Consider the following 17,141-nt stretch of genomic DNA (forward strand, 5'->3'; position numbering starts at 1 on the left):
TCACGCCCCACCGTACCGCCTCGCGACGCGGCCGTGCGGGGAGCGATGTCGTGTTCTCTCAGGGCTGCAAACATCAAATCCCCCCGTTCTGTTCCGTATCCTGTGCCCGCGCATTTTCCGTGAGTTCAGTGGCGAGCAGGTCGAGCACGCTCCGTACACTTTCTTTACGGATTTCCGTCCGGCAGCCGTTCAACCGCAACTCACGGACTTTCCCGCTGGGGGCCGCCTCAAGCGCCCCGCCGGCCCCGGTGGCCTCACCGACCCCGGCCTCCGGCGGTCCGCAGACCGCCACGAAGACCGTGCCGACCGGCCGGCCGTCCTGCGCCTCGGGCCCCGCGACGCCGGTCGTCGCCAGCCCCCAGTCGGCGCCCAGCCGGGCCCGGACACCCGCCGCCATCTGCGCGGCCACCGCCGGATCGACCGCCCCGCGCTCCGCCAGCAGCTCGGCGTCGACCCCGAGCAACTCGTGCTTGAGCGCCGTCGCGTACGCCGTCACCGAGCCCCGGAACGACCGTGAGGCTCCCGGGACGGAAGTGAAGGCGGCGGCGACCAGGCCACCGGTCAGCGACTCGGCCACCGCCACGGTCTGGTCACGCTCAGCGAGCAGCCGGAGCACCCGGGCGGCGGCCGTCACCGCACCGGCTCCGCAGCGGCCCGCTCGGCGGCCAGCCCCTTGCGGCGCAGCACCACCGCCTGCCGCACATAGTCGAGCCCGGTGGCGACGGTCAGCACCACCGCCACGGCCATCACCCAGAACCGCAGGGTGGCCAGCGGGCCGGTGAGCGCCAGTACGTACATGCCGACCGCGGTGCCCTGCGCCAGGGTCTTGAGCTTGCCGCCCCGGCTGGCCGGGATCACCCCGTGCCGGATCACCCAGAAGCGCATCAGCGTGATGCCCAGCTCCCGGAAGAGGATCACCCCCGTCACCCACCAGGGCAGATCCCCGAGCCCGGACAGACAGATCAGCCCGGCCGCCATGATCGCCTTGTCCGCGATCGGATCCGCGATCTTCCCGAAGTCGGTGACCAGGTTGTACGTCCGGGCCAGATGGCCGTCGAAGACGTCGGTGATCATGGCGACGGCGAACGCCGCCCACGCCCAGGCCCGCCAGGCGGGGTCGTAACCGCCGTCCTGGAGGAGCAGCATCACGAAGCCGGGCACCAGCACCAGCCGGACCATGGTGAGGATATTGGCGATGTTCCACAGGCTGGCCTGGTTGACGGCCGCAGCCCCCAGCTTGCCGCCGGGCGCCGGCCTACCCGAACCGCCCGCAGCGGATGCCGGGACTCCGGTCATCTGACTGCCTCCTCGACACGACACTCGGCCATGAGGTCGACGCCTTCCGTGCCCACGACCCTGGCCCTGACCATACGGCCCGGTGCCAGGCCCGCGCCGTCGGCGAAGACCACCTGGCCGTCGGTCTCGGGCGCCTGGTGGGCCGCCCGGCCGACCGCGGCGTCCTCGCCCGCGGCCACCGCCTCGGGGCCGGCGACCGACTCGACCAGCACCTCCATGGTCTCGCCCAGCCGCTCCTCCGCGCGCTGCGCGGTGAGCTCCTCGGCCAGCCGGGAGAGGTGGGCCAGCCGCGCGTCGATCACGTCCTGGTCGAGCTTCCGCTCGTAGCCGGCGGCCTCGGTGCCGTCCTCGTCGGAGTAGCCGAAGACGCCGATCGCGTCGAGCCGGGCGTGGGTGAGGAACCGCTCCAGCTCCGCGAAGTCCTCCTCGCTCTCGCCGGGGAAGCCGACGATGAAGTTGGACCGCACCCCGGCCAGCGGCGCCTTGGAGCGGATGGTGTCCAGCAGCTCCAGGAACCGGTCGGTGTCCCCGAACCGGCGCATCGTGCGCAGCACGGCGGGCGCCGAGTGCTGGAAGGACAGGTCGAAGTAGGGCGCCACCTTCTCGGTGGAGGTCAGCACGTCGATGAGGCCGGGCCGCATCTCGGCGGGCTGGAGGTAGCTGACCCGCACCCGCTCGATCCCGTCGACCGCCGCCAGCTCCGGCAGCAGGCTCTCCAGGAGCCGGATGTCACCGAGGTCCTTGCCGTAGGAGGTGTTGTTCTCGGAGACCAGCATGACCTCCTTCACCCCCTGCTCGGCCAGCCAGCGGGTCTCACCCAGCACGTCGGAGGGGCGGCGCGAGACGAAGGAGCCGCGGAAGGACGGGATGGCGCAGAAGGAGCAGCGCCGGTCGCAGCCGGAGGCGAGCTTCACCGAGGCGACCGGGCTGGTGTCGAGCCGGCGGCGCAGCGGGGCACGCGGCCCGGAGGCGGGCGCCAGCCCCTCGGGCAGGTCGCTGGGGGCGCCGTGCCCCGGCAGGGCGACCTCGGCGGCGGCCTCCTGGCGCTTCACCGGGCTCAGCGGCAGCAGCTTGCGGCGGTCGCGCGGGGTGTGCGGGGCGTGGACGCCGCCGCCCAGGATGGTGCGCAGCCGGTCGGAGATGTCGGCGTAGTCGTCGAAGCCGAGCACCCCGTCGGCCTCGGGCAGCGCCTCGGCCAGCTCCTTGCCGTACCGCTCGGCCATGCAGCCGACCGCGACCACGGCCTGGGTGCGCCCGTGGTCCTTGAGGTCGTTGGCCTCAAGGAGGGCGTCGACGGAGTCCTTCTTGGCGGCCTCCACGAAGCCACAGGTGTTGACGACGGCGACGTCCGCGTCGGCGGCTTCCGGTACGAGCTCCCAGCCGTCCGCCGCCAGGCGGCCTGCGAGCTCCTCCGAGTCCACCTCGTTACGGGCGCAGCCAAGAGTGACAAGGGCGACGGTACGGCGTTCGGGCATGGACTCAAGACTACTTCGTCCCCCCGACAGCTCCGTCGCGCAGGGTCACCCGCCCGCCACCGGTCGCCCGGCACCGGCGGTCGTGCCGCCCGGACGGCCCGCCCGGCCGCCCGGTCCGGTGGCTCCCGCGGCCTCCGCCGGCGCTCCCGAAAACCGGAAAGAGGCACCGGCCGGTCTCCGGGCCCGGTCCCGCGACCGGCCGCACGCGCCGCGTCCCCCGGGCCCGGAGGCACGGGGGACGCGGCGAGACGAGACGGTGGCGGTGGCCCGGACCGGTGCCGCCCACGGCCGACGGCGGCCGGCCCGGACAGTACCGCACAGGGCCGACAGCACCGGCGCGGTCCGGACCGGATCGCCCGGATCACCCGGCCTGCGGGTCGCCCTTGCCGTAGGAGAGCCGCTCGACCTGACCGGTCTCGAACTGGTCCTCGACCTTCTTGCCGTTGACGAACAGCTCGATCGCCCCGGCGTTCCCGAGGATCAGGTCCAGCCGCTCGGCGTCCTGGTAGGTCTTGGACTCGCCCTTCTCCAGCAGCCCGTCGAAGAGCAGCCGGCCGTCGGCGGCCTTCACCGAGATCCAGCTCTTGTCGTCCACGGCGGTCAGCTTGACCGTCACCTTGTCCTTCGGGACCGCCGCGACGGCGCTCTCGGTGGGGGCCGGGGCCGTGGGCCGGTGCGGCTTCGGGGAGGTGCTGGGCCGGTGCCCGGCCGTCGGCCCCTCGGCCACCTGGGTGGCGCGCGACTCGGCCTCGTCCCCGTTCATCAGGGTGAAGCCGACGAAGCCGATCACCGCGACGATCGCCGCGACCATCGCCGCCGTCCAGTTCGGGCGCCGCCGCTCCGGGCGGATGCGCTCCGCCTCGAAGAGCGGTGCCGCGGGCGTGGGCGCCGGGGCGCCCCCGTGATCGGCGTCGTACCGTTCGACGAGCGGCGCGGGGTCGATGCCGACGGCGCGGGCGAGGGTCCGGATGTGCCCCCGGGCGTACACATCGCCGCCGCACCGCGAGAAGTCGTCCTCCTCCAGACCGCGCACGATGGGGATGCGCACCCGGGTGGAGGCGCTGATCTCCTCGACACTCAGCCCCGCGTCGATGCGCGCCTGTTTCAGGACGCCGCCGATCGAGGGGCGGTCGTCGTCCCAGTCGCGCGCGTCGTCCCCGGTGGCCGACTCGCGCCGCTCGCGCCGGGTGAACCCGCTCTTCCTGCCGGATCCACGGGACGTGCCGGACTCACCGGGCGCCTCAGCGGCGGGCGGGTCGTCGGCCGGCACGTCGTCACCGGTGAACGCGGCGGCCCCGGCGGGCGCGTCGGAGCCGGCCCGCTTCCCGCGCCGGCGCGGCGAGCGAGCCGTCGTGGGCGTGGGCTTCTCGGGCGAGTCGTCGGTCGAAGGACGGTCGTCTTCGGGGGAGTTGCCGATGGACACGAGAGCGCCTTTCGAGCGTGTAACCACCTGCTGGAGGTTCAGTCTATGGGTGGTACGAAAGGGTGGAGCAACCGGACGGACGCACTTTGTACGCCATCGGAATGGCATCGGTGCGGCGGGTGTCCGGAGGACGGGCCGGCCGGCGCCCGTCCTCTCGTCCAACCTGACGTATCACCGGCGGAAACGGTTGCTCGCCGTTCCCGTACGGAACAGACTTCTACCCGCTGGACTCCCCGCGGATGACAGCGAGTACGCCATCCAGCTCATCCGGCTTGACGAGCACGTCCCGCGCCTTGGACCCCTCGCTCGGACCGACGATGTCGCGCGACTCCATCAGGTCCATCAGCCGGCCGGCCTTGGCGAAGCCCACCCGCAGCTTGCGCTGGAGCATCGAGGTGGAGCCGAACTGGGTGGAGACGACCAGCTCGGCGGCCTGGCAGAGCAGGTCCAGGTCGTCGCCGATGTCCTCGTCGATCTCCTTCTTCTGCTTGCCGCCGGTGGTGACGTCCTCCCGGAAGACCGGGGTCATCTGGTCCTTGGTGTGCCGGACGACCGCCTGGACCTCCTCCTCGGTGACGAAGGCGCCCTGCAACCGGGTCGGCTTGCCCGCGCCCATCGGCAGGAAGAGCCCGTCGCCCTTGCCGATGAGCTTCTCCGCGCCCGGCTGGTCCAGGATGACCCGGCTGTCGGCGAGCGAGGAGGTCGCGAAGGCCAGCCGGGAGGGGACGTTCGCCTTGATCAGGCCGGTCACCACGTCGACCGAGGGCCGCTGGGTGGCCAGCACCAGATGGATGCCGGCGGCCCGGGCGAGCTGGGTGATCCGGACGATCGCGTCCTCCACGTCCCGGGGCGCCACCATCATCAGGTCGGCCAGCTCGTCCACGATCACCAGCAGATACGGATACGGCTGGAGCTCGCGCTCGCTGCCCGCCGGCGGGGTGACCTTGCCCGCCCGGACGGCCCGGTTGAAGTCGTCGATGTGCCGGAAGCCGTAGGCCGCCAGGTCGTCGTAGCGGAGGTCCATCTCGCGCACCACCCACTGGAGCGCCTCGGCGGCGCGCTTGGGGTTGGTGATGATCGGGGTGATCAGGTGCGGGATGCCCTCGTACGCGGTGAGCTCCACCCGCTTGGGGTCGATCAGCACCATCCGGACGTCCTCCGGAGTGGCTCGTATCATCACGGAGGTGATCAGGCAGTTGATGCAGGAGGACTTGCCGGATCCGGTGGCACCGGCCACCAGCACATGCGGCATCTTCGCCAGATTGGCCATCACATAGCCGCCCTCGACGTCCTTGCCGAGCGCCACCAGCATCGGGTGGTCGTCCTCGGCGGCGTCCGCGAGCCGCAGCACGTCCCCGAGGTTGACCATCTCCCGGTCGGTGTTGGGGATCTCGATGCCCACGGCGGACTTGCCGGGGATGGGCGAGATGATCCGGACGTCCGGGCTGGCGACGGCGTAGGCGATGTTCTTGGTCAGGGCGGTGATCCGCTCGACCTTGACCGCCGGGCCGAGCGCCACCTCGTACCGGGTGACCGTGGGCCCCCGGGTGAAGCCGGTGACGTCGGCGTCCACCTTGAACTCGGTGAAGACGTTCCGCAGCGCGGCCACTATGGCGTCGTTGGCGGCGCTCCGGGTCTTGCCGGGGCCGCCCCGCTCCAGCAGGTCGAGCGAGGGCAGCGCGTACGTGATGTCCCCGGCGAGCCGGAGCTGTTCGGCACGGGCCGGCAGCGACGAGGACTCGTCCCGCGCCGGCGCCGGCTTGGTGAGGTCCGGTACGGACCCGTTGGCCGCTTCACCGGCGTCTCCGCCGTCCGCCCCGCCGGCGCGCTCGGCGTCGCGCGCCGGTGGTACGGCCGCCCGGCTCCCGCGCCCGGCGGCGCCGGAGCGCTCGGGAGCGCCGCCCTCGTCCGGGGATCCGGCGGCCCCGGCGGCGGTCCCGGCGGCGCGCGTCCGGTCGCCGGTGACCTCGCGGGTGAGGTCGGCGACCACCGGGGAGGGCGGCATGCCGTTGAGCACCGCCCCGTCGAGCGCGGCGGCAGCGGCGGCGGCCACGTCGACCGCCTCCTGGGAGTGCGCGGAGCGGGGCCGGCGGCGCCGGGTGAGCGCCTCCGCCTCGGCTCCCTCGGCGTCGTACGGACCGGCGCCCACGGCAGGCGCACGCCGGCGCGTACGGGGGCGCGCGGGCGCTTGGCCAGGTGCCCCTTCCTCGTCCCACGCCCCGTCCTCGCCGGGCAGTACGGAGCCGGCCGGATCGTCGTAGGTCTCGACGATGCCCAGCCGTACGCCCAGCGCCCGCAGCCGGCGCGGGATGGCGTTGACCGGGGTGGCCGTGACGACCAGCAGCCCGAAGACGGTGAGCAGCACCAGGATCGGTACGGCGAGGATCTCGCTCACCAGGAAGCTCAGCGGGGTGGCGGCGGCCCAGCCGATCAGCCCGCCGGCGTCCTGGAGCACCTCGACGCCCTGGCTGCGGGCGGGTGCCCCGCAGGCGATGTGCACCTGGCCCAGCACGCCGACGACCAGCGCGGAGAGCCCGATCACGATCCGGCCGTTGGCCTCGGGCTTCTCGGGGTGCAGGATCAGCCGCACCGCGATCGCGCCGACCAGCAGCGGCGCCAGCAGGTCCAGTCGGCCGAAGGAGCCGGTGACCAGGATGCCGATCAGATCACCGACCGGTCCGCGCAGGTGCGCCCAGGTGCCGGCGGCGACGATCAGCGCGACACCGAGCAGCAGCAGGGCGAGCCCGTCCTTGCGGTGGGCCGGGTCCAGTCCCTTGGCGCCCCGGCCTATGCCGCGGAACACGGCGCCGACGGCGTGCGCCAGGCCCAGCCAGAGGGCGCGCACCAGCCGGAACACGCCCCAGCCGGCGGAGGGCACCGGTTTGGGCGGTGCCTTCCTCGCGGGCGCCCGCTTGGCGGGGGCCCTTTTCGCCGGTGCCGCCCGCTTCGCCGGGGCCGCCTTCCGGGCGGGCTTCGCCGCCGCCCTCGCGGGGGGCTTGGCGGCGGTCTTCTTCGCGGGGGGCATGCCGGGCACCACCTGGTTCGTCGCTCCGGATGTCGTACGGCCGGTTCGCGGCCTCGCGGCGCCCGCCGTGCCCCGGGGACGGGTGCGGGAGGTGCGTGAGACCGTGGTGGTGAGGTTACCGGGGTGGGCCCCGGTGGACACGTGTGCCCACCGCTTCACCCGTTCGTGTCGGGTGATGGCCCCCCGGAATTGACGCCCCGCCACTCGAACGGGTCCCGGCGGGCGTTGGTCCAGGTCAGACGCCCTGTCAGCGCCTGCGATGGAATCAGTGCGGCGGCGTCAGCGGCCCGGCGCCGTTGCCCGTGCCGGGCTCCAGGGCGTCGAGCGCCCGGCGCAGACCGGTCAGCTTCCGCTCCAGATGGGCGGCGGTGGCGACGGCGGCGGCGTCCGCCGACTCGTCGTCCAGCTGCTTGGAGAGCGCCTCGGCCTGCTCCTCGACCGCCGCCAGGCGCGCGGAGAGCTCGGCGAGCAGTCCGGCGGACTCCCGCGCACCGCCCTCGGCGCCGCCCTCCAGCTGGAGCCGGAGCAGCGCCGCCTGCTCCCGGAGCTGACAGTTCTTCATGTACAGCTCGACGAAGACGGAGACCTTGGCGCGCAGCACCCACGGGTCGAACGGCTTGGAGATGTAGTCCACCGCGCCGGCCGCGTACCCCCGGAAGGTGTGGTGCGGCCCGTGGTTGATCGCGGTCAGGAAGATGATCGGGATGTCGCGGGTCCGCTCCCGGCGCTTGATGTGCGCGGCGGTCTCGAAACCGTCCATCCCCGGCATCTGGACGTCCAGCAGAATGACCGCGAAGTCGTCCGTCAGCAGCGCCTTGAGCGCTTCCTCCCCTGACGATGCCCGTACCAGCGTCTGATCGAGCGCGGAGAGGATCGCCTCCAGCGCCAGCAGATTCTCCGGCCGGTCATCGACCAGGAGGATCTTGGCCTTCTGCACCATGGCCCGTCCTCCTCGCCCCGGCAAGTGGCCGGGCGCCGCCCCAGGGGACGACTCCCTTACGCCGTCCTTCCTTGTGCCGGTCATGGTAGCCGCACCCCGCCCGTCACCACACCCTGTCACCGCGATGTCACCGTGCACGTAGCGGAAACGCGGCGCCGGGCCAGAAGGTTCCCCGCCCGGGGGCCTCTCACACGCCTTCGGGCGGGTCACCTCAGCAACTCGCCACCTCCCGGGCCGCGTCCTGTCACTCCCCCCGCATCCACTGCTCCATCACCGACAACAGGTGATCGGCTTCGACCGGTTTCGTAACGTAATCGGAGGCGCCGGACTCGATGGCCTTCTCCCGGTCGCCCTTCATCGCCTTGGCGGTCAGCGCGATGATCGGCAGCCCGGCGAACTGCGGCATCCGGCGGATGGTGGTGGTGGTCGCGTAGCCGTCCATCTCCGGCATCATGATGTCCATCAGCACCACCGCCACGTCGTCGTGCTGCTCCAGCACCTCGATGCCCTCGCGGCCGTTCTCCGCGTACAGCACCGAGAGGCCGTGCTGCTCCAGCACGCTGGTGAGCGCGAAGACATTGCGGATGTCGTCGTCGACGATGAGCACTTTCTCGCCACTGAACGAGATGCCGGCGCGCGACTCCGTCTCCGCTCCCTCCACCGCCCAGGCCGGCTCCTGCCCCGGCGCGGACGACGCGGACCCGGCATCCGCCCCGGCGGTCGCGGCGCCGTCGCCGCCGGCCCGTACCGCTTCCGCCGCCGCGGTGTCCGCCGGCGCGGCCGGCAGCGCGCGCCGGGCGGCGCGGGCCTCGCCCCGGGGCCGCCGGCGGTGCCGGAACAGCGCGCCCGGCCGGCCCCGCCCGCCCGCGGGATCCGCCGCCGGGAACCCGTCCTCGGCAAGTCCGTACTCCGGGTCGTCCGGCTCGCCGCCCGGCTGCCCGAGGCCGGGAGCCGAGGGCAGCTCGCTGGGGTGCAGCGGCAGATAGAGGGTGAAGGTCGAGCCCCGCCCCGGCTCACTGGCGGCGTGGATCTCCCCGCCCAGCAGCCGGGCGATCTCCCGGCTGATCGACAGCCCGAGCCCGGTACCGCCGTACTTGCGGCTGGTGGTGCCGTCGGCCTGCTTGAACGCCTCGAAGATCACCCGCATCTTGCTCGCCGCGATGCCGATCCCGGTGTCGGTGACCGAGAAGGCGATCAGCTCCGCGTCCGGCTCACGCAGCGAACCGGCCTCCAGAAGCTGTTCCCGGATCGACTGCGGGACGTCCGCCCTGGCCGGCCGGATGACCAGCTCCACCGCCCCGCCGTCGGTGAACTTCACCGCGTTGGAGAGCAGATTGCGCAGCACCTGGAGGAGCCGCTGCTCATCGGTGTGGAGCGTGGCGGGCAGCTCGGGCGAGACCCGCACCGAGAAGTCGAGCCCCTTCTCCGCGGTGAGCGGCCGGAAGGTGGCCTCCACGTAGTCCACCAGCTGGACCAGGGCGATCCGGGTCGGGCTCACGTCCATCTTGCCCGCCTCGACCTTGGAGAGGTCCAGGATGTCGTTGATCAGCTGGAGCAGATCGGAGCCGGCCCCGTGGATCGTCTCCGCGAACTCGATCTGCTTGGGCGAGAGATTGCCGTCGGCGTTGTCGGCGAGCAGCTTCGCCAGGATCAGCAGCGAGTTGAGCGGTGTCCGCAGCTCGTGCGACATATTGGCGAGGAACTCGGACTTGTAGCGCATGGAGACGGCGAGCTGCTCGGCCCGCTCCTCCAGCACCTGCCGGGCCTCCTCGATCTCGGTGTTCTTCACCTCGATGTCGCGGTTCTGCTGGGCCAGCAGCTCGGCCTTGTCCTCCAGCTGGGCGTTGGAGTCCTGGAGCGCCTTCTGCCGGTTCTCCAGCTCCGCCGAGCGCTCGCGCAGCTGCTCGGTCAGCTCCTGGGACTGCTTCAGCAATACCTCGGTCTTGGTATTGACACTGATGGTGTTGACGCTGGTGGCGATCATCTCCGCGATCTGGTTGAGGAAGTCCCGCTGGATGTGGGTGAACGGCTGGAACGAGGCCAGCTCGATCACGCCGAGGACCTTCCCCTCGAAGAGCACCGGCAGCACGATCACATGGGCCGGTGCCGCCTCCCCCAGACCGGAGGAGATGCGCAGATACCCGGGCGGCACATTGACCTGGATGGTCCGCTTCTCCTCCGCCGCCGTACCGATCAGCGTCTCCCCGGGGCGGAAGGAGGTGGGCATCGAGCCGGCCGAGTAGCCGTAGCTGCCGCGCATGCACAGCTCGTACGCGCTCTCGCCGTCGGTCTGGGTCGCCAGCTCGGCGCCGCCCCCGCCGCCGGTCGGCATCGCCAGGAAGAACGCCCCGTGCTGCGCGGAGACCACCGGCGTCAGCTCGCTCATGATCAGCGAGGCCACGTCGTCCAGGTCGCGCCGGCCCTGCATCAGACCGGAGATCCGGGCCAGATTGCCCTTCAGCCAGTCCTGCTCCTCATTGGCGAGGGTGGTGTCGCGCAGATTGGCGATCATCTTGTTGATGTTGTCCTGAAGCGCCTGGATCTCGCCGGAGGCGTCCACGTCGATCTTCAGATTGAGGTCGCCGCGGGTCACCGCCGTGGCGACCGCCGCGATGGCCCGCACCTGCCGGGTCAGGTTCCCGGCCATCTCGTTCACCGACTCGGTGAGGTCCCGCCAGGTGCCGTCCACGTCCCGCACCCGGGCCTGGCCGCCGAGGATGCCCTCGGTGCCCACCTCACGGGCCACCCGGGTCACCTCCTGGGCGAAGGACGAGAGCTGGTCGACCATCGTGTTGATGGTGTTCTTCAGCTCCTGGATCTCGCCGCGCGCGTCGATGTCGATCTTCTTGGTGAGATCGCCCTTGGCGATGGCGGTGGTGACCGTGGCGATCTGCCGCACCTGACCGGTGAGATTGGACGCCATCGAGTTCACCGACTCGGTCAGGTCCTTCCAGGTGCCGGAGACCCCGGGCACCCGGGCCTGACCGCCCAGCTCGCCCTCGGTGCCCACTTCCCGGGCCACCCGGGTCACCTCGTCCGCGAACGATGAGAGCGTGGTCACCATGGTGTTGACCGTGTCGGCCAGCTCCGCGACCTCGCCGCGCGCCTCCACCGTGACCTTCTTGGTCAGGTCGCCGTTGGCCACCGCCGCCGACACCCGGGAGATGTTCCGCACCTGCGAGGTCAGGTTGTTCGCCATGACATTGACGTTGTCGCTGAGGTCCTTCCAGATGCCGGTCACCCCGCGCACCCGGGCCTGGCCGCCGAGGATGCCCTCGGTGCCCACCTCACGGGCCACCCGGGTCACCTCGTCCGCGAAGTTCGACAGCTGGTCCACCATCGTGTTGACCGTGGTGACCAGATCGAGGATCTCGCCCCGGGCGTCGACCGTGATCTTCTTCGACAGATCGCCCATGGCGACCGCCGTGGTGACCTCCGCGATGTTCCGCACCTGGGACGTCAGATTGTTCGCCATCATATTGACGGACTGAGTGAGGTCCTTCCAGGTGCCCGACACCCCCTGGACCTGCGCCTGGCCCCCGAGGATGCCCTCGGTGCCCACCTGGCGGGCCACCCGGGTCACCTGCTCCGCGAAGCTGGACAGCTGGTCCACCATCGTGTTCAGGGTGTTCTTCAGCTCCAGGATCTCGCCCCGGGCGTCCACGCCGATCTTCTGCGACAGATCACCCCGCGCCACCGCCGTCGCCACCTGGGCGATGTTGCGGACCTGGGCGGTGAGGTTCTCCGCCATGAAGTTCACCGAGTCGGTCAGGTCCCGCCACACCCCGGCGACCCCCGGCACCTTCGCCTGGCCGCCCAGCCGGCCCTCGGTGCCCACGTCCCGGGCCACCCGGGTCACCTGCTCCGCGAACGCCGAGAGCTGGTCGACCATGGTGTTGATGGTGTTCTTCAGCTCCAGGATCTCGCCCCGGGCGTCCACATCGATCTTCTGCGACAGATCGCCCCGCGCCACCGCCGTCGTGACCTGGGCGATCTGCCGCACCTGGTCGGTCAGGTTCCCGGCCATGAAGTTGACCGAGTCGGTCAGCTCCTTCCAGGTGCCGGAGGCCCCGGGCACCACCGCCTGACCGCCGAGCCGGCCCTCGGTGCCCACGTCCCGCGCCATCCGGGTCACCTGGTCCGCGAAGGACGACAGCTGCGCCACCATCGTGTTGACGGTGTTCTTCAGCTCCAGCATCTCGCCGGCCACGTCCACCGTGACCTTCTGCGACAGATCGCCGTTGGCCACCGCCGTCGTCACCTGCGCGATGTCCCGCACCTGGCCGGTGAGGTTGTGGAACGCCGCGTTCACCGAGTCGGTCAGGTCCTTCCACGTCCCCGCCGCGCCCGGCACCTCCGCCTGACCGCCGAGCCGGCCCTCCACGCCGACCTCCCGGGCCACCCGGGTCACCTCGGAGCCGAACGCGGAGAGCTGGTCCACCATCGTGTTGACGGTGTTCTTCAGCTCCAGCATCTCGCCGGCCACGTCCACCGTGACCTTCTGCGACAGATCGCCGTTGGCCACCGCCGTCGTCACCTGCGCGATGTCCCGCACCTGCGTGGTCAGATTGCGGAAGACCGTGTTCACGGAGTCCGTGAGGTCCTTCCAGGTGCCGGCGGCCCCCGGCACCTGCGCCTGGCCGCCCAGCGAACCCTTGGCGCCGACCTCGCTCGCCACCCGGGTCACCTCGTCGGCGAACGTCCGTAGCGTCTCCGTCATCTGATTGATGGTGTCCGCCAGCTGCGCCACCTCGCCGCGCGCGCTCACCGTCACCTTCTGCGACAGATCGCCGTTGGCCACCGCCGTGGTGACCTCCGCGATCCCCCGCACCTGCGAGGTCAGATTCCCCGCCATCGTGTTGACCGAGTCGGTGAGATCCTTCCACACCCCGGCCACACCCGGCACCTCGGCCTGGCCGCCCAGCTCGCCCTCCGTACCGACCTCCCGGGCCACCCGGGTCACCTCGGAGGAGAACGAGGACAGCTGGTCCACCATCGTGTTGACGGTGTTCTTCAGCTCCAGCATCTCGCCGTCCACGTGGACGGTCACCTTGCGGGACAGATCACCCTTGGCCACCGCCGTGGTGACCAGCGCGATGTCCCGCACCTGGGCGGTCAGCCGGTACGCCATGGTGTTGACCGAGTCCGTCAGGTCCCGCCAGGAACCCGACACGCCCCGCACCTGCGCCTGGCCGCCCAGCTTGCCCTCGGTGCCGACCTCCAGCGCCACCCGGGTCACCTCGTCGGTGAACGACGACAACTGGTCGACCAGGTTGTTCACCGTACGGGCGACCTTCAGGAACTCGCCGCGCAGCGGCCGGGCCCCGCCTCCCGGGCCCTCCGAGCGCAGCTCCATCCGCTGCTCCAGATCGCCCTCCGCGACCGCCGTGAGCACCCGGCCCACCTCGGAGACCGGGCGGGTCATGTCGTCCACCAGCGCGTTCGCCGCCTCGATGGCCTGCGCCCAGGCGCCCTGGCTGGCCCCGACCGCCAGCCGCTCGGAGAGCTTGCCCTCGCGCCCCACCACCCGGCGCACCCGGGACAGCTCGCCCGTCAGATGCAGCTTCCGGTCCGCGACCTCGTTGAAGACGGCGGAGATCTCCGCCAGGATCCCGTCCCCGGACACGGTCAGCCGCCGGCGGAAATTCCCGTCCCGCATCGACACCAGGGCCGCGAGCAGCTGCTCCAGCGAGGCGGCGTCCACCTCGACGGTCCCGCCGCTCCGGGGCCGTCCGCCCTTCGCGCGCGGGCTTCCGCCACGCGCCGTCACGCCAGACTCCACCGCGTCCCTCCCACAGGGGTTGACCGTTCCGCTCAGGTATTACCGGCTCCGCCGCCGCCACGGGCAGCCGGAGGCCCTCCCAGTGTTTCACCAGGACCGAACCAGGCCATAACAGTTCGGCAGCTTCGCATAACGTCCCCATCAGGCGGGGACGGAAACAGCGGTGACCACCATCCGCCAGGACAGCGAAGGTAAGTAACCTGGCATCCGGCTGTCCAACCGCCCCGGTCCGCCCGGCGGGGGCGTCACGGCACAGCTCGCGAGCGAAGGGCACCGGGGAGGGGCAGGGCCGACATGGCAGAGCCGGGCGTCGATGTGCGAGCGAGGAGTTCTGTGATCACCGCGCGGGCGGCCGCCACCTTCGAACCCGTGGGGCGGTCCGTCGCGACCGCACGGGCTTTCGTCCGGGACACCCTCCAGGGGTGGGGATACAGCGATGTGGTGGACGACGCCGTCGTCCTGACCAGCGAACTGGTCACCAACGCCGTCATCCACGCCGGCACCGCGGCCGATGTGCTCTGCCTGCGGACCGAGGAGGGCGTCCGGGTCGAGGTCGCGGACCGCTACCCCGAACGGGAAGTGCCCCTCCAGGGCAGTGACCAGTCCCTCAACGCCAACCCGGACAGCGAGAACGGCCGCGGACTGCTGCTCTGCGCCGCCCTCGCCTCCCGCTGGGGCGTCGAGTACTCCCCCACCCGCAAACAGGTGTGGTTCCAGCTCGACCTGCCCCAGCGCCGCGTCGGCACCCGCTCCGCCGGACCGGTCGTCGCGGACGACCTGCTGCCGGTCGCGGACGAACGGGTCCGGGTCGCCGTCGTCCAGATCGACCGGGGCGGCTCCGTCGCCGCCTGGAACGACGACGCCGAACGCCTCTTCGGCTACACCGCCGACCAGGTCGTCGGCAAGCCCCTCGGCGACCTCGCCGCCTGGCCTCACACCCCCGGTATCGGCACCGGAATCGCCGAGGCCCTCCGGCTCTCCCGCTGGGAGGGCAGCTACGGCATCCGCGGCACCGACGGCCGGGTCGTCCCGGTGTACGCCTCCCATCTGCGGGTCCGGGACACCCACGGCGAGCCCTCCACCGTCTGCCTGCTGGTGCGGGACCACGAGCGCGCCGTCCTCCAGACGCCCACCCGCGTCCCCGCCGACGCGACCGGCGAGGGCCGCAGCACCGACCCGTTCGAGGTCTTCATCGGCTCCCCCGCCCCCGACGACCTGGACGGACTCCTCCAGCGCACCGTCGAACGCGCCCGCGACATGCTCGACGGCGACGCCGCCTTCCTGCTCCTCGCCACCGACGACGAGACCGAGCTGGAGGTCCGCGCCACCACCGGGCTCCCCTCCGCCCGCCAGCGCTTCGCGCGCGTCCCGGTGGAGGCCGCCGGCACCGGCCGCTACTCCTCCGCCCGGATGCCCGCCGTCCACGAGGACCTCACCGCGGCCCCCGGCGCCGTCCCGCTGCTGGGCGGCACCGGAATGCGCTCGGTGGTCACCGTGCCGCTCAAGGTCGAGGGCCGGCTCACCGGCTCCCTGGGCGTCGCCGCCGAGTCCGCAGGCCGGTACGCGAACGAGGAGGCCCTGCGCCTCCAGTTCGCCGCCGACCGGATCGCCCTCGCCGTCGAGTCCGCCCGCCTCGGTGAGCTGGAACGCCTCCGCCGGGGCTCGCTCAGCTTCCTGGTGGAGGCCTCCGACCTGCTCGCCGGCACCCTGGACCGGGACCAGACCCTGGCCCTGATGGCCCAGATGACCGTCCCCACCCTGGCCACGTGGTGCGCCGTCTACACCATCGCCGACCAGTCGTCCGAGCCATACCTCTCCTATGTGCTGCACGAGGACGAGGACCGGATCGACGGCCTCAAGGCGCTGCTCGCCAAGATCGACCCCCCGGTCCCGGTACTGCCGCCCGGCGTCCAGGTCTGGACCGCCCCCGCCGAGACCGCCCACCAGGCCGCCCTGCGCACCTCCATGCGCGAGGTCGGCCTCGGCTCCGGCGCCCCGTCCTCCGGCATCGGTACGAGCCTGGCCACCGCGGCCGCCGTCGGCGGCGAGACGGTCGTGCTGCCGCTGGTCGCCCGCAACCGGGTCATCGGCATGCTCACCCTGGGCCGCCCCTCGGACGACCACTTCCGCCAGGAGATCCTGGAGCTGGCCGAGGATCTCTCCCGCCGGGCCGCTCTCGCCCTGGACAACGCCCGGCTCTACTCCGAGCGCACCGCCATCAGCCAGTCGCTCCAGCGCAGCCTGCTGCCGCCCGAACTCCCCCAGATCCCCGGCGTCGAGGCGGACGTGATCTACCGTGCCGCCGGCGAGGGGAACGAGGTCGGCGGCGACTTCTACGACCTCTTCCCGATCAACGACCTGGCGTACGGCTTCGCCATCGGGGACGTCTGCGGCACCGGGCCCGAGGCCGCCGCCGTCACCGGCCTGGCCCGGCACGCCCTGCGGCTGCTCGCCCGGGAGGGTTTGGGCGGTCCGGCGGTACTCGAACGCCTCAACGCCGCCATCCTGGACGAGGGCGCCCGCAGCCGCTTTCTCACGCTGCTCTACGGCGAGCTGTGGCCGCAGGAGGACGGCTCGGCCCTCCTCAAGGTCGTCTGCGCCGGGCACCCCCTGCCGCTGCGCCTCCGCCAGGACGGCACGGTCGAGCCGGCGGCCGAGCCCCAGCCGCTGCTGGGGGTCATGGACGACCTGGAGCTGCACGAGGAAACGGTCACCCTGGACCCGGGCGACGTCCTGCTGTGCGTCACCGACGGCATCACCGAGCGCCGGGAAGGCAGCCGAATGCTGGGCGACGACGGCCTCGCCGATGTCCTCCGCACCTGTACGGGCCTGACGGCCGGCGCCGTGGCCGCCCGCATCATGCGAGCCGTCGAGCGCTTCGCCGCCGAGCCCGCCTCGGACGACATGGCCATCCTCGCCATGCGTGTCCCCGAGCCACACCGGGACTGAGCCCGGGGGATCCGGGGGTGGCGGGGCCTTTCCGGTCCCGCCACCCCCTGGGGCGACCCCGGGTCGGCCCGGCCCGGGGCCCGGAGGCACTCCCCGCGACACCCTGAGTGCCCCCTGTCCAGCGCCCGGAAATGCAAAAAGGCCCCGCCCAATGGGCGAGGCCTTTCTTTGTGGAGCCCCCAAACGGAATCGAACCGTTGACCTTCTCCTTACCATGGAGACGCTCTACCGACTGAGCTATAGGGGCATTG

General features: G+C 72.0%; 8 protein-coding genes and 1 tRNA gene. 1 reads left to right on the forward strand and 8 read right to left on the reverse strand.

All coding sequences use genetic code 11. The features are described 5' to 3' along the window. Nucleotides 1-73 precede the first annotated feature (73 nt). From NX801_RS18805 to NX801_RS18835, 7 genes are all read right to left on the reverse strand, one after another. Entirely contained in the window at nt 74-634 is a 561-nt protein-coding gene (locus tag NX801_RS18805; protein ID WP_258788922.1) for a CinA family protein, read from the reverse strand. Continuing rightward, the gene (gene pgsA / locus NX801_RS18810; protein WP_258788923.1) at nt 631-1,296 is read right to left on the reverse strand and encodes a CDP-diacylglycerol--glycerol-3-phosphate 3-phosphatidyltransferase; all 666 of its coding nucleotides are present in this window, start codon (nt 1,294-1,296) and stop codon (nt 631-633) included. The genes NX801_RS18805 and pgsA overlap by 4 nt, the downstream gene beginning before the upstream one ends. Beyond that, the gene (gene rimO / locus NX801_RS18815; RefSeq protein ID WP_258788924.1) at nt 1,293-2,771 is read right to left on the reverse strand and encodes a 30S ribosomal protein S12 methylthiotransferase RimO; all 1,479 of its coding nucleotides are present in this window, start codon (nt 2,769-2,771) and stop codon (nt 1,293-1,295) included. The genes pgsA and rimO overlap by 4 nt, the downstream gene beginning before the upstream one ends. Nucleotides 2,772-3,132: 361 nt before the next feature. After that, a complete protein-coding gene (locus tag NX801_RS18820) occupies nt 3,133-3,891 on the reverse strand; it encodes a helix-turn-helix domain-containing protein (RefSeq protein ID WP_258788942.1) in 759 nt (252 codons plus the stop codon). A 520-nt stretch (nt 3,892-4,411) separates the two neighbouring features. Continuing rightward, nucleotides 4,412-7,378: a DNA translocase FtsK gene (locus NX801_RS18825; RefSeq protein ID WP_258788925.1), complete on the reverse strand. Its 2,967-nt coding sequence runs from the start codon at nt 7,376-7,378 to the stop codon at nt 4,412-4,414. Between the two features lie 106 nt (nt 7,379-7,484). After that, complete coding sequence (locus NX801_RS18830) at nt 7,485-8,159, reverse strand: response regulator (protein ID WP_258788926.1); 675 nt, start codon at nt 8,157-8,159, stop codon at nt 7,485-7,487. Nucleotides 8,160-8,403: 244 nt separating this feature from the next. Then, entirely contained in the window at nt 8,404-13,941 is a 5,538-nt protein-coding gene (locus NX801_RS18835) for a HAMP domain-containing protein (protein WP_258788927.1), read from the reverse strand. Between the two features lie 294 nt (nt 13,942-14,235). Between NX801_RS18835 and NX801_RS18840 the strand changes: the two genes are divergently transcribed. After that, nucleotides 14,236-16,890: a SpoIIE family protein phosphatase gene (locus NX801_RS18840; protein ID WP_258788928.1), complete on the forward strand. Its 2,655-nt coding sequence runs from the start codon at nt 14,236-14,238 to the stop codon at nt 16,888-16,890. Between the two features lie 171 nt (nt 16,891-17,061). On the opposite strand, the gene NX801_RS18845 is transcribed toward NX801_RS18840, so the two are convergent. Beyond that, nucleotides 17,062-17,137, reverse strand: a tRNA-Thr gene (locus NX801_RS18845). Nucleotides 17,138-17,141 lie beyond the last annotated feature (4 nt).

Source organism: Streptomyces pyxinae (assembly GCF_024756275.1).
Lineage (GTDB): Bacteria > Actinomycetota > Actinomycetes > Streptomycetales > Streptomycetaceae > Streptomyces > Streptomyces pyxinae.

Excerpts from the sequence above, each read along its gene's own strand:
- pgsA (WP_258788923.1), bottom strand. The coding sequence starts at position 1,296 with ATGACCGGAGTCCCGGCATCCGCTGCGGGCGGTTCGGGTAGGCCGGCG.
- NX801_RS18830 (WP_258788926.1), bottom strand. The coding sequence starts at position 8,159 with ATGGTGCAGAAGGCCAAGATCCTCCTGGTCGATGACCGGCCGGAGAAT.
- NX801_RS18840 (WP_258788928.1), top strand. The coding sequence starts at position 14,236 with ATGGCAGAGCCGGGCGTCGATGTGCGAGCGAGGAGTTCTGTGATCACC.
- rimO (WP_258788924.1), bottom strand. The coding sequence starts at position 2,771 with ATGCCCGAACGCCGTACCGTCGCCCTTGTCACTCTTGGCTGCGCCCGT.